Annotated in this window: 12 protein-coding genes; 1 reads left to right on the forward strand and 11 read right to left on the reverse strand. The window is 74.6% G+C overall.

Annotated elements, in window-relative coordinates; genetic code table 11:
- Positions 1–83: 83 nt before the first annotated feature.
- From EJA20_RS02765 to EJA20_RS19310, 8 genes are all read right to left on the reverse strand, one after another.
- On the reverse strand, positions 84–1,031 hold the full coding sequence (locus EJA20_RS02765) for an AEC family transporter (RefSeq protein ID WP_129336652.1): 948 nt from the start codon (positions 1,029–1,031) through the stop codon (positions 84–86).
- 92 nt (positions 1,032–1,123) lie between these two features.
- Positions 1,124–1,492: a VOC family protein gene (locus EJA20_RS02770; RefSeq protein ID WP_240674936.1), complete on the reverse strand. Its 369-nt coding sequence runs from the start codon at positions 1,490–1,492 to the stop codon at positions 1,124–1,126.
- A 231-nt stretch (positions 1,493–1,723) separates the two neighbouring features.
- The gene (locus EJA20_RS02775) at positions 1,724–3,442 is read right to left on the reverse strand and encodes a glycoside hydrolase family 13 protein (RefSeq protein ID WP_240674947.1); all 1,719 of its coding nucleotides are present in this window, start codon (positions 3,440–3,442) and stop codon (positions 1,724–1,726) included.
- A gap of 143 nt (positions 3,443–3,585) precedes the next feature.
- Complete coding sequence (locus tag EJA20_RS02780) at positions 3,586–4,518, reverse strand: carbohydrate ABC transporter permease (RefSeq protein ID WP_129336654.1); 933 nt, start codon at positions 4,516–4,518, stop codon at positions 3,586–3,588.
- The gene (locus tag EJA20_RS02785) at positions 4,515–5,471 is read right to left on the reverse strand and encodes a carbohydrate ABC transporter permease (RefSeq protein WP_129336655.1); all 957 of its coding nucleotides are present in this window, start codon (positions 5,469–5,471) and stop codon (positions 4,515–4,517) included. The genes EJA20_RS02780 and EJA20_RS02785 overlap by 4 nt, the downstream gene beginning before the upstream one ends.
- A complete protein-coding gene (locus EJA20_RS02790; RefSeq protein ID WP_164983810.1) occupies positions 5,468–6,751 on the reverse strand; it encodes an ABC transporter substrate-binding protein in 1,284 nt (427 codons plus the stop codon). The genes EJA20_RS02785 and EJA20_RS02790 overlap by 4 nt, the downstream gene beginning before the upstream one ends.
- Positions 6,748–9,003 (reverse strand): alpha-galactosidase, encoded by a 2,256-nt coding sequence (locus tag EJA20_RS02795; protein WP_205687329.1) that lies wholly within the window; start codon positions 9,001–9,003, stop codon positions 6,748–6,750. Before EJA20_RS02795 ends, EJA20_RS02790 begins: the two co-directional genes overlap by 4 nt.
- Before the next feature lie 151 nt (positions 9,004–9,154).
- Positions 9,155–9,466: a hypothetical protein gene (locus EJA20_RS19310; RefSeq protein WP_240674938.1), complete on the reverse strand. Its 312-nt coding sequence runs from the start codon at positions 9,464–9,466 to the stop codon at positions 9,155–9,157.
- A gap of 217 nt (positions 9,467–9,683) precedes the next feature.
- Here EJA20_RS19310 and EJA20_RS19315 point away from each other — a divergent pair, with 217 nt between their 5' ends.
- On the forward strand, positions 9,684–10,340 hold the full coding sequence (locus EJA20_RS19315) for an ROK family protein (protein WP_240674941.1): 657 nt from the start codon (positions 9,684–9,686) through the stop codon (positions 10,338–10,340).
- A gap of 54 nt (positions 10,341–10,394) precedes the next feature.
- Here the strand turns inward: EJA20_RS19315 and EJA20_RS19680 are convergent, their stop codons facing one another.
- From EJA20_RS19680 to EJA20_RS02810, 3 genes are all read right to left on the reverse strand, one after another.
- Positions 10,395–10,517, reverse strand: coding sequence for a hypothetical protein (locus tag EJA20_RS19680; RefSeq protein WP_276319518.1), 123 nt, complete (start codon positions 10,515–10,517; stop codon positions 10,395–10,397).
- 188 nt (positions 10,518–10,705) lie between these two features.
- Positions 10,706–11,662: a carbohydrate kinase family protein gene (locus EJA20_RS02805; RefSeq protein ID WP_129336657.1), complete on the reverse strand. Its 957-nt coding sequence runs from the start codon at positions 11,660–11,662 to the stop codon at positions 10,706–10,708.
- Between the two features lie 51 nt (positions 11,663–11,713).
- Positions 11,714–13,132, reverse strand: a complete 1,419-nt coding sequence (locus EJA20_RS02810) for a glycoside hydrolase family 32 protein (protein WP_129336658.1) — start codon at positions 13,130–13,132, stop codon at positions 11,714–11,716.
- Positions 13,133–13,179: the final 47 nt, after the last annotated feature.

The following is a 13,179-nucleotide window of genomic DNA, read 5'->3' on the forward strand; positions in this document are numbered from 1 at the left end:
GGTCCCTGGCCGACGGTCGCGCCCGGCGCGGCTCGGACCCCGTCCGGGTGAACCCTCCCGACGGCGCGCCGCCGGGGCGCGGCTCAGCCCAGGACGGCCGCCACGACGAGGAGCACGGGGACGGCCAGGACCGTCGTGACGAGCCCGGCGTCGCGCGCGAGGGGCTGGCCCCGCCCGTACTGCAGCGCGTAGACGAGGACGTTCTGCGCCGTGGGCAGCGCCGCCATCGCCACGACCGCGAGGGTCTCGCCGTCGTCCAGCCCGACGAGCCGCGCCAGACCCGCCGCGAGGAGCGGGTGGACCACGGACCGCAGCACGACGACGAGGGCGAGGTCCGCCCGTGGCGTCCCGGCGCCCGTGCCGCGGGGCGCGCCGAGCGAGAGGCCGAAGGTCAGCAGCGCGACCGGCGCCGCGGCCTGCCCCACCAGCGCGAACGGCGCGTAGACCGTCTCGGGCAGGTCCCAGGGCAGGGCGGCGAGCACGAGGCCGACGAGCGTGGCGACGATGATCGGGTTGCTGAACGTGCGCCGCACGAGCGCCCGCGGCCCGGACGGCGGCCGCACCCCGCCGGCCGCCGCGGCGCCCCGGGCCCGGTGGGCGTCGAGCACGGCGAAACCCACGGGCGCGAGCACGAGGAGCTGGAACAGCAGGGTCGGCACCACCGCGAGCGGCGTCCCCAGCAGGTACACCGCCAGGGGCAGGCCGAGGTTGCCCGCGTTGACGTACGAGGCGGCCAGCGTGCCGACCGTGACGTCGGCGGCGTCCCGGCGCAGGGCGAGCCGGAGCACGAGCGCCGCGACGACCGCGACGAGCGCGGTGCTGCCCCAGACGACGACGGCCGAGCGCGAGACGAGGGCGGCGAGGTCGGCGTGGGCGACGGTGGTGACCATGAGGCACGGGGTGGCGACGGTGAAGACCGTCCGCGCCAGCACCGGTGCCGCGTGCTCCCCCAGCACGCCGAGGCGGGCCACGAGGGCGCCGAGCGCGATGACCGCCCCGATCGTGCCGAGCGCCGCGAGGACGGCCCCCACTCAGCCGCCCGCCGTCCGCACGCGCCGATCCTGCCACGCCCCGTGCGGCGGCCGGCGCCCCGCGCGCACGGGGCCCGGCCGGGCGGGCGCCGTCAGTCCTGCGGCCGGACCAGGCAGAACGGGTGGCCGGCGGGGTCGAGGTAGACGCGGAAGGTCGGCGTCGTCGAGCCGGTCGCCGTCGCACCGATGGCCAGCACCGCGGCCTCGCCGGCGTCCAGGTCCGCCACCTTCACGTCGAGGTGGACCTGCTGCGGCACGTCCTGGCCCGGCCACGCCGGTGGCCGGTACCCGTCGACCCGCTGGAAGGTAAGCAGGGGCCGGTGACCCTCGACCGGGGGCACCACCTCGGCCCAGTCCTCGCCGAAGCGCACGATCTCGCCGCCGACGAGCTCGGCGTAGAAGCGGGCCAGGGCGCGCGGGTCGGGGCAGTCGAGCACCACACCCTCGAGGGAGCCGATCACGGGCCCCAGGCTAGGACGCCGGCGGCGACGACGACAGCAACGCCCCGCCCCGGTCGCCCCAGGACACCCGTTCCCCCATGCCACCCGTTCCCGGAAGGGATGCTGCAGCGGCGGGACGGCATCCCGTGCGCCGGGCCCGCTCGGCGGCGTGGCGCCCGGCCACGGCAGCATCCCTTCACGGGGAGTGCCGGGGACGGGGCCCTCGCCCCTCCCCGGCCCCCGCCGGTCCCGTCAGCCGCGTCGGCGCAGGACGCGCGCCTCCCACGGGCGCAGGGCCAGCGCCCCGGCCGCGAGCGCCGCCTCCACGTCCGGGGACGGGTCCTCGTCGGGCCAGTAGGTCCCGCTGAGCTCCTCGGCCCCCGCCCACGCGGCGGCGTCGGGCACCGCGGCACGCGCCGGCCCGCCCGAGACGTTGCACACGACGAGCAGCGTCTCGTCGCCGAGCCGGCGCGTGAACGCGTAGACCGTCTCGTCGTCGGGCAGGAGCATCGTGAAGTCGCCGAGGGCGACGACCGCCCTCTCGTGCCGCAGCGCGATGAGCCGGCGGTGGTGGTGGAACACGGACCGCTCGTCCGCGCGGGCCGCCGCGGCGTTGACCGTGGTGTGGTTCGGGTTCACGGCGATCCAGGGCGTGCCGGTGGTGAAGCCGGCGTGCTCGGAGTCGTCCCACTGCACGGGGGTGCGGGCGTTGTCCCGGCCCATGGCGCGCAGCCCGGCCAGCACCTCGGCCTCGTCGGCCCCGGCCGCCAGCGCCTCCGCGTGGAAGTTCAGCGACTCGATGTCGCGGAAGTCCCCGATGCCGGCGAAGGGCGCGTTCGTCATCCCGAGCTCCTCGCCCTGGTAGACGTACGGCGTCCCCCGGTGCAGGTGGAGCAGGGTGGCCAGGCAGCAGGCCGAGCGGACGCGGTGCGCGTCGGAGTCGTCGCCGAAGCGGGACACCACCCGCGGCTGGTCGTGGTTGTCCCAGTAGAGGCTGTTCCAGCCGACCTCGGCCAGGCCCGCCTGCCAGCGCCCGAACGACGCCTTGAGGTCGGTGAGCCGCAGGGGCCGGACGTCGAACTTGCCGCCCGGGCCGTGGTCGAGCCCGACGTGCTCGAACTGGAAGACCATGTCGACCTCGGCACGCGCCGGGTCGGTGAACAGGCGCGCGTCCTCGACCGTCACGCCGGGCATCTCCCCCACCGTGAGGAGCTCGGCGTCCCGGCCGGCGAACACCTCGCGGTGCATCTCGGCGAGGAGCTCGTGGATGCGCGGCCCGCACGTGTACTCCGCGGACCCGTCGCCGAGCGGTCCCCCGGCGATCGGCGGCCCGTCCGCGAGCGACCCGTCGGCACCGACGTGCTTGGAGATGAGGTTGATGACGTCCATGCGGAAGCCGTCGACCCCGCGGTCGAGCCACCACCGCATCATGTCGTAGACCGCCTCGCGGACCTCCGGGTTCTCCCAGTTGAGGTCCGGCTGCTTGCGGCTGAACAGGTGCAGGTAGTACTCGCCCGACGCCGGGTCGAGCTCCCATGCCGGGCCGGAGAAGAACGAGCGCCAGTTCGTCGGCTCCGCCCCGGGGTCCCCCGGGGCCATGCCGTCGCGCGGCGGGCGCCACCAGTACCAGTCCCGCTTCGGGCTGTCCGGCGAGGACGCGCTCTCCACGAACCACGCGTGCTCGTCGGAGGTGTGGTTGACGACGAGGTCCATGACGAGCTTCATGCCGCGCGCGTGCAGGTCGCCGATGAGCGCGTCGAGCTCGGCGAGGGTGCCGAACGCGGGGTCGACGTCGCGGTAGTCGCTGATGTCGTAGCCGTTGTCGTCCTGCGGCGTCCGGTACACCGGCGAGAGCCACACGACGTCGACGCCGAGCGCCTCGAGGTGGTCCAGGTGCGCGCGGATGCCGCCGAGGTCGCCCAGGCCGTCGCCGTCGGAGTCGGCGAAGGACCGTGGGTAGACCTGGTACACCGTGGCGCGGGTCCACCAGGCGGGGGCGCTGCCGGCCCCGCCCGAGCCCCCCGCCGCGGCGGCGCCCGCCGCGACGGGGGTGCTGCCGCTCGTCGTGCTCGTGGTGCTCGTCGTGCTCGTCGTGCTCGGGGTCACGGGCGTCCTCACTTCACGGACCCGCGCGTCACCCCGGAGATGACCCAGCGCTGCGCGACCGCGTAGACCACGAGCAGGGGGAGCATCGCCATGAGGTAGGACGCGAAGGCGACCGGGTAGTTCTGGCTGAACTGGCTCTGGAACACGTACTGCTGCAGGGGCAGCGTCGCCGCCCCCGGGTCGGAGACGATCACGAGCGGGAGCAGGAAGTCGTTCCACGCCCACACGCAGGTGATGATGCCGACGGTGGCGTTCATGGGCGACAGCAGCGGGAAGATGATCCGCCAGAAGACCGTCCAGGTGGACGCCCCGTCCATGCGCGCGGCCTCCTCCAGCTCGATGGGGATCGAGCGGATGTAGGCGACGTAGACGAAGACGTTGAAGCTCAGCCCGTAGACCGTGTACAGCAGGATGAGGCCGACCTGGTTGTCCAGGCCGAGGATCGCCGTCTGCTTCGCGATGGGCAGCATGAGGATCGGGAAGGGCACGAACAGCGCCGAGATGAAGTAGAAGAACAGCGCCTTGTAGCCCCGCCGGTGCATGTTCCGGGAGATGGCGTAGGCGACCATGGAGTTCGTCAGCAGCGTCAGGACGAGGGTGCCCGCGGTGATGACGGCCGAGTTCAGCGCCGCCCGCGGGAAGTCCGTCAGCCGCCACGCGTCGGAGAAGTTGGCCCAGCGGATCTCCGTCGGCAGGCCGAAGCCCGTGCCGCCGAGCTGCGCGGGCGTCTTCAGGGCCGTGACCACCGCGAAGTACAGCGGCACGAACACGGTGAGCGCGAGCACGACGAGGAGCGCCGTGAGCCACGGGTTCGCGGGGCCGGCGTCCTCGCCCTCGCGGGGGCGGCGGCGCAGCAGGGAGCGGCGCGGCCCGTCGGTGCCCTCGGGCGGCAGCCCGGCGCCGGGACGGGGTCCTGCCCCGCCGATGGTCTGGGTGCTCATGCCTGCTCCTCCCGGCCCTGCAGCACGCGCAGCTGGAACACGGCGAACGCGATGATGACGATCATGAAGAGGACGGCGTTGGCCAGCTGGTAGCCGTACTCGCCGCCCTGGAAGCCGCCGCGGTAGATGAGCACGCCGACGGACTCCGTCGCGGTGCCCGGCCCGCCGGCCGTGAGGGCGAAGATGTGGTCGAAGACCTGCAGGAAGCCCTTGAGCGAGAGCACCATGTTGATGGTGAAGAACCCGAAGATCATCGGGAACGTGATGGACCGGAACCGCCGGGCGGCGCTGGCGCCGTCGAGCGAGGCGGCCTCGTAGAGCTCGGCCGGCACCGTCTGCAGGCCCGCGAGGTAGAGCACGATGCTGAAGGCCGTGCTCTGCCAGACGGCGAGGACGACGATCGCCACCCACGCCCAGCTCTCGTCCGCGAGGATCGAGGTGGTGAGGGCCTCGACGCCGAGCGCCTCCGCCATCGCCGGGATGGAGAACGTGAACAGGTACTGGAAGACGTACCCGACGACGAGGATCGCCAGCACGTAGGGGATGAAGTAGACCGCGCGCAGCGTGGTGCGGAACTTGATCTTCCCGTTGAGCCCCACCGCGATCGCGAGGGCGAGGACGTTCGTGAGGATCGTCGCCACGACCGCGAACTGCGCCGTGAACAGGTAGGCGTGACCGATGCGCGGGTCCGTGAACAGGGCGGTGTAGTTCGACAGCCCCACGAAGCCCCACTCGCCGTAGCCGGGCGAGTCGGTGAAGCTGAAGAAGACGCCCTGGAGCACCGGGAAGGTGTGGAAGGCGAAGAACAGGAGGAATGCCGGCAGCACCATCCACAGGTAGGCGCGCGAGCCGCGCCCCCGCGTCCCCCGGCCGGAGGGCGGCGCACCCGCCCCGCCGCGCGAGCGGTCGGGGGTCTGCCCCACCGCGGTCGACCCGCCTGTCGTCGTGCTCATGACTGCACCGCCCCGAGTCCCCAGGTGCGTCGCTGCGCGACGCGGTCCCAGCTGCTGTCGAGCCCGTCGAGCGCCGCCTCGAGGTCGCCGTCCAGCAGGTACTGCTGGAGGACGTTCGGGAGCGGGATCGCGGGGATGAACTGGTGGTCCGTGAAGCCCTGGATCCGCCCGGAGTCGATGTACTCCTGGACGCCCTCCAGGGCGGGGTCGGGGTTGCTCGCGCCGGCGATCGCCGGGACGGCGACCTGGTCCTCCGAGTACTCCTGCACCACGTCGGGCTGGAGGAGGAACTCGACGAACCGCTGCGCCTCCTCCGGGTGCGGCGCGTCGGCACCGGTGGTGACGAGGACGTCCACGCCCGACACGAGCGTGGTGCGCCCCGGGTCGTCCGTCGCCGGGAACGCGAAGGACCCGACGGTGAAGGCCGGCTCGAAGGAGCGGATCTGCGGCACGGCGTAGGAGCCGAGCAGGAGCATCGCCGACTCGCCCTCGGCGAAGGCACGGGTGCCGTCCTGGTAGCCGACGACGCCGGCGTTCGGCTGCGTGAACCCGTACAGCGTCGCCAGCTTCTCCAGCGGCTGCCGCCAGCCCTCCGCGAAGGTCGTCTCCCCCGCGAACCGCTGCTCGAAGAAGTCCTCCGGCGCGTCCTGGGCGGTGAGCGGCGCGAGCGGGGACTGCGCGGTCCACGCGTCGCCGAGCATCCCGTAGAACGGGGTGATGCCGGCGGCCTGGAACGTCTCGGCGGCCGCGACGAGCTCCTCCCACGTGGTCGGCACCTCGACGCCCTGGGCCTCGAAGAGCTCCACGTTGTAGAGCACCCCGGAGGCGTTGGCGGCGAAGGGGATGCCGTTGACGGCGCCGGGCGTGCTCTGGCCGAGCGCCTGGACGACCTCGACGTACGCCGGGTTGATGCTCATCAGCAGCGGGTCCTCGGAGAAGTCCGTGAAGATCCCGGCCGAGGCGAGCTCGCCGAAGGTGCCGTTGCCGTTGAGCGTCAGCACGTCGGGGACGTCGTCCTTGACCAGCCGCGTCCGCAGCGCCGTCTCCGGGTCGGGGACGTTCTGCACGACGACGCGGATGTCGGGGTTCTCCGCCTCGAACTGCGCCGCCAGGTCCTCGAAGTAGGTGACGGCCTCGGACTTGAACTGGAAGAACGTGATCTCGGTGCGGCCGCCGCCGGAGCCGGCGCAGCCGGCCAGGGCGACGAGCGCGGTCGCGAGGAGCGCACCGGCGGCGGCACGTCCTCGTCGTCGGGGTGGGCGGGTGGGTGGGCGGTTCACGGTGCCTCCTCGGTGAGGACGGTGCTCGTGGTGAGGGCGGTGCTCGTGTCGTCGTCGACGCGGGTGACGTGCAGCAGGACCTGCTGCTCGGGGTGCAGGCCGGGGGCCTGGACCCCGGCGGAGGCCAGGAGGGCGCCGGGGAGGGTGACCCCGGTCGACCACCACGGCGGCGTGGTCATGGCGCTGGAGGTGCGTCCCCCCAGCGTGGTGCCGGGGGCCAGCGGCTGCACCCGGTAGCGGGCCGCCGGGTCCAGACCCGGGAGGCGGAAGGCCCCGGGCGGGGCCATGACGCTCGTCGTCAGCGCGACGAGGGCGTACACCGCCTCGCTGCCGTCCGGCGCGACGACCCCTCGCACGGCGTGGGCGCCGTCGGGCCGCTCGTCGTGCACGACCGTGCCGGTGTGCAGGAGCGCCCGGTGCCGCCGGTGCGCGGCGACCCACTCCCGGAGCCGGTCGAGCTCCTCCGGGGTCGCCGTCGTGATGTCCCACTCGATGCCGAGGTGGGAGAAGAACGCCGTGCCGGCGCGGAAGTCCAGCGCGTGCGCCCGGCCGGTCGTGTGGGACACGGGCGAGGCGATGTGCGAGCCCAGGAGCTCCGGCGGCAGCAGGAGGGAGGTGTACGCCTCGATCTGCTGGCGCTCGAGCGGGTCGATGCAGTCCGACGTCCAGACCCGGTCCGTCAGCGCGAGGATGCCGAGGTCGGCCCGGCCCCCGCCGCCGGAGCACGACTCGATCTCCAGCCCCGGGTGGGCCGCCTTGATCTCGGCCAGGAGCCGCAGGGCGGCGAGGGTCTGCTCGTGGACGGCCGGACGTCCCGAGGAGCGGTGGCCGGCCTCGACGAGGTCGCGGTTGTGGTCCCACTTCACGTAGTCGATCTCGTAGGCGCCCAGGACCGCGAGCATCTGGTCGCGGACGTGGGCGTAGGCCCCGGGGTGCGCCAGGTTCAGCACCTGCTGGTTCCGGCTCGGCACCGGCAGGCGCTCCCCCGGCGCGAGGATCCACTCGGGGTGCGCGCGGGCCACGTCGGAGTCGGGGTTGACCATCTCGGGCTCGAACCACAGCCCGAACTGCATCCCGAGGCCGTGGACGTGGTCGACGATCGGGCCGAGGCCGTCGGGCCAGACCTCGTCGGACACGACCCAGTCCCCCAGGCCGGAGGTGTCGTCGCGCCGGGAGCCGAACCACCCGTCGTCGAGGACGTACCGCTCCACGCCGACCGACGCCGCGAGGTCGGCCAGGGCCTTCAGGCGCGGCAGGTCGTGGTCGAAGTACACGGCCTCCCACACGTTGACGAGCACGGGTCGCGCGGCGCGGGGGTGCTCGGGGCGGGCGCGCAGGAACCGGTGGAAGCGGCTCGCGAGGTCGTCGAGGCCGTCGCCGAGCGAGCCGTACACCCACGGGCCCTCGTAGCGCTCGTCCTGGGCCAGGCGCACCTCGCCGGCGAGGAGCAGCTCCCCGCCCCCGAGCAGGCTCACCGCGGTGTTGTTCCGCTCCGCGTAGGTGCGGGTGTTGCCCGGCCACGCGACGTGGACCGCGCGCACCTCGCCGCCCCGCCAGCCGAAGCCCTTCCGCCCCGCGGCGACGAGCAGGCTCGCGTCGTGGCCGCGCCCGCGCCGCGTCTCGCGCAGGTGCGTGCCGAGGGTGAAGGCGTGGCGCTGGGGCGTGCGCTCGCGCAGGTGCCGGCCCGTGAGGTCGAGGACCTCGTCGGCCTCGAGCGGCACCGGCAGGTTCACCTCGAGCGAGGCGAGGTCGAACACGCCGGCACCCGTGCTCGTCACCGCGGCGCGCAGGCGGACCAGGCCCGAGACCAGCATCTCGACGACGAGCTCGAGCGCCAGGCCGGCGACGTCGTCGGCGGCGGCCACCCGCACCCGGTGCGCCACGACGGGGTCGGCGGCGGGCCTCTCGTGCTCGACCCCGCCGACGGCGAACCGCGTGGAGAAGTCGCGGCCGTCGCGGTGGCCCGTGAGCCCGGGCGTCCCCATCCAGCCGGCGGACTGCTCGGCGACGAGCGAGAGCGGCACGACGACGTCGACCTGCGCCGACGCGGTGCCGGGGGTGAGGGCCAGCCGCAGGGCGGCGACGTCCTCGGCCGTCAGCGGGCCGGGGTCCGGACCCCAGTGCAGGACGCGGGGCAACCGGTCGCCGGAGACGTCGAGCACGAGCGCCACGCCGGCCGCGCGGAGCTGGAGCGCGTCGCCGGCGTCGGGCGGGGCCGTCGCGGGCGCGGCGGTCGGGGCAGGGGTGGTCACCGGTGGACTCCTTCGTCGGGGCGGCGGGCGGTGGTCGACGATGGACACCGCGGGGCGACGGCTTTAGTTTTGCGCTGCAAGGAAAGAACGTCAAGACGGGTGACGGGCGTCACGAGCAGCCCGCGCCGCGGCGGCTCCGCCGGGAGCGGCCCTACCGAGGCGGAAGGAAGTGCGCGTGGCGACGACGTGGTCCCCGCTCGACGGGTCGGCCCAGGCCGTCGCCCTCGAGGTGCTCCTGCACGGCCCGCTCGGACGGGTGGAGCTCGCGCGCCGCACCGGCCTGTCCCAGGCCAGCCTCACGCGGCTGACCAAGCCGCTGCTCGCGAGCGGCCTGCTCGTCGAGGTCGACCCCGCGACCCTGCCCGCCTCCGCCGGCGCCCGCGGCCGCCCGGTCCAGCCGCTCGACGTCGCCGCCGACGCCCACCGCTTCGTCGGCGTCAACGTCACCGGGGACAGCGCGCACGCCGTCCTCACCGACCTGCGGGCGACGGTCCTCGCCTCCCGCTCCCGCCCGCTGCCCGCGACCGACCCGGACGCCGTCGTCGCGACCGTCGCGGTCCTCGTCGACGAGCTGTCGGCCGGTGCCGGCGGGCGCCCCGTCGACGGGGTGGGGGTCAGCGTCGGCGGCAACGTCCGCGACGGCGCGGTGGTGACGCGCGCCCCCTTCTCACTGGGCCGACGTGCCGCTGCGGGACGCCCTCGCGGCGCGCACGGGGCTGCCCGTCGTCGTGCACAACGACCTCGTCGCACGCACGGAGGCCGAGCGCTGGTTCGGCGCCGGGCGCGAGCACGACACCTTCGCCCTCGTGACGATCGGCGCGGGCGTCGGCATGGGGCTCGTGGTGCACGGGCGCCTCGTCACGAGTCCCGACTCCGGCCTCGGGCTCGTCGGGCACCACCCCCTCGACGCCGCCGGCCCCCGCTGCTCCGAGGGCCACCGCGGGTGCGCCTCCGCGCTGCTGTCCCTGTGGGGCGTGCAGGGCCAGGTGTCCGCCGCCGTGGGGCGCTGGGTCGGCTACGACGAGGCGCTGGACCTCGCGGCGGCCGGTGCTCCGGGCGCGACCGAGGCCGTCCGCGACGCGGGCCGCGCGCTGGGGCTGCTGGTGGCGACGGTCGCCAACCTCACCCTGGCCCGGACGGTCGTGCTCGGTGGCGAGGGCGTGCGGCTCGCGGAGGTCGCCGCGGACGCCGTGGCGGCGGGGCTGGCCGAGCACCGCGACCCCGACGCCGCGCCCGTGCCGCTCGTCGTGCGCGGGCACGACCGGACGGAGTGGGCCCGCGGCGGCGCCGTCACGGCCATCCAGGCGCTGGTGACCGGCGGCGCGGCCGGCGCCTGACCCGGGCGGCCGACGTCGACGACCGGGTCGGCGTTCCGCGCGGCGCCGGACGCGTCAGCGGTCCGCGCGGCGCTCCCACCGCTCGGCGACCGCGACGACCGCGGCCGTCGCCGCGGCGTAGGCCGCCAGGACCGCCGCCGCCACGAGCGCCGCCTGCCGCCGGTCGCTGCCGCCCATGCCCCACCGTCCCCCGTCGCCGGTCCGCCGCGGACCACGGTCCTCCCCCGACGCCCGCCGCGCACCTCGTCGGGCGGGCGCGGCGCGACGGAGGGCCGGGACGACGCGGGTCCGGGGCGACGCCGGCCCGGGACGACGCAGGCCCCGTCCGACGGACGGGGCCTGCAGGTCGAGGTCCCCGCCGCGGTCTACCGGGCGTGGGCCTCGGTCTCGTCGAGCTCGTGCAGGAACGGTGGCGCGGCGCCCGGGCGGGCGACGGTGATGGCGGCCGCGTGGGACGCCCGCCGCGCCACCCGCTGCACGACCTCGGTGCCGATGCCGCTCAGCTCGGCGCGTTGCCGGGCCCCCAGCAGCCGGCTCCGACCGAGCCCGTCGACGAGGGTGGACATGAACGCATCACCCGCGCCGACGGTGTCCGCCACCGTGACCACGGTCGGTTCGATCCGCACCACACCGGCACGCGTCGCCACCACGGACCCTTCGCCGCCGAGCGTCACCACGACGACCGCGGGTCCACGGTGCAGCCAGTCCTGCGCGATCCGGACCGGGTCGGTGCCGGGGTAGAGGTAGGCGATGTCCTCGTCGCTGGCCTTGACGACGTCGCTCAGCCCCACCAGCTGCTCGACCCGGGCGACGCCGTCCCCGTGGTCGCGCACCAGCGCGGGACGGATGTTGGGGTCGAAGCTGATGCTGCACCGGCCGCGCATCTGCTCGACCAACGACCGGACGGCGTCGGCGCCGGGCGCCATCAGCGCTGCGACGGATCCGGTGTGGACGTGCAGGGGCGCACGCGGCGGAGCCATCACCGGCAGCGTCCAGGTGATGTCGAAGGTGTAGGTCGCGGCGCCGGTGTGGTCGAGGTGGGCGATGGCGGACGGCGTGGCAGCACGGCCCGGCCCGGGAGCCGGCGCGGTGAGCACCTGCACCGCGTTCCCACGGAGGTGAGCACGGATGAGGTCGCCGTGGGCGTCGTCGCCGATCTGCGTCAGCAGCGTCACGTCGTCGCCCAGGCGCGCCAGCCCGAGGGCGACGTTCGCCGGGCTTCCGCCGGGGTGGGTGGCCGGCGGGCCGGCGAGCGGCTGGACGATGTCGGCGACGACCTCCCCGATGACGAGGAGCTCACCGGTGGGGATGGGCGACGGCATGCTGCTCCTGTTCACAGGGATGTCGCTGCGGGCTGCACTCCCGGTCGGCGGTCACCGGGCGGGGGACGGCTCCAGGTGCAGCGTGGTCAGCGGCTGGTGGGGGAAGACCTGCTGGGTCAGGGTGGCCAGGCCCCCGTCGACGTAGACCTCGACGATGCAACCGTCGACGACGATCGTCAGGTGGGTGGTGGCCCCGTCGCCGCCGATCAGCGGGGCGGCGTCGACGGACGGGAAGGCGGGATGGAAGTCCACCGCGCCGCACCGGGTGCGGTCGAGGGTGACCGTGCGCTCGTCGCCGTCGAGGGCGATGGTCAGCGTGCCGCCGTCCGGGTCACCCGAGCTGAGGACGACCTCGGTCCGGTCGCCCGGAGCCGAAGGGACCTCCAGGTCGAACACGCGGACCGCGCTCGGGGCCTGCGGGAGCACGGGGTGCTGCGCGACGCGCAGGCGCCCGTCCGGGCACCGGACCAGTCGCAGCTCGCGGACGAGGGACATCGCGGACCGCCACGGGTGCGTGGGGGTGTCGTTGGCGTAGTCCCAGTTGCTCGCCCACCCGATCGTCAGCCGACGACCGTCGGGGGCGTCGTTGAACGAGACCGCCGCGTAGTAGTCGCGGCCGTAGTCCAGCCAGTCGTGGTCGGCCGGCTCGGTGGAGTCGCAGAGGCGGTCCGCGGTGAAGGTGGAGCCGTCGAAGTCCCCGAGGAAGTACTGGGTGCCTGACCCGCCGGCGACCGCGCCCGGGTTCAGGCTGACCACGAGGACCCACTTCGTGTCGTCGGTCCCGGGGACGGCGAGCGGGAACAGGTCGGGGCACTCCCAGATGCCCTCCACCGCGTGGGCCGGTCCGAACGTGGACTCCGGCGCCCAGTGCAGGAGGTCCGTCGAACTGTAGACGACGACCTGGCGGTCCACGGCCTGGACCGCGACCATCACCCAGTGGCCGTCGTCGCCGCCGTACCAGAAGACCTTCGGGTCGCGGAAGTCCGAGGACCCGGTGTCCAGCACGGGGTTGTCCGCGTACCGGGTCCAGGACCGGCCGTCGTCGAGGCTGTAGGCGAGGGACTGCGCCTGGATCCCGGGACGGCTCGACGCGCTCGTGTACGCGCTGGTGTAGACGGCCACGAGCGCGGTCTGCCCGGGGCCCGCGAAGCCGGCGGTGTTGCGCACGTCGGCCACGGCGCTGCCGGAGAACACGTTCTCCTCGGGGGTGTTCGGGATCGCGACCTCGTGCTCGGACCACGTGACGAGATCGGTCGAGGTGGCGTGCCCCCACGACATGGGGCCCCAGGTGCTCCCCTCGCGGTTGTTCTGGAAGAAGAGGTGGTAGACCCCGGCGTGGTGGAGCAGCCCGTTCGGGTCGTTCAGCCAGGTGTCCCGTGCGGTGAAGTGGGCGACGGGTCGCAGGTGCGGGGTGGCGGCCGCGGCGAGCGGCTCGGCGCCGGGCGCCGGCGCGGTGGGAGTCGGGTTCACGAGGATCCTGAGGGTCTGGAGCGGGTGGGGCGTCGATCGGTGCGGGA

The organism is Cellulomonas endophytica, assembly GCF_004123805.1.
Classification (GTDB): Bacteria; Actinomycetota; Actinomycetes; order Actinomycetales; family Cellulomonadaceae; genus Cellulomonas; species Cellulomonas endophytica.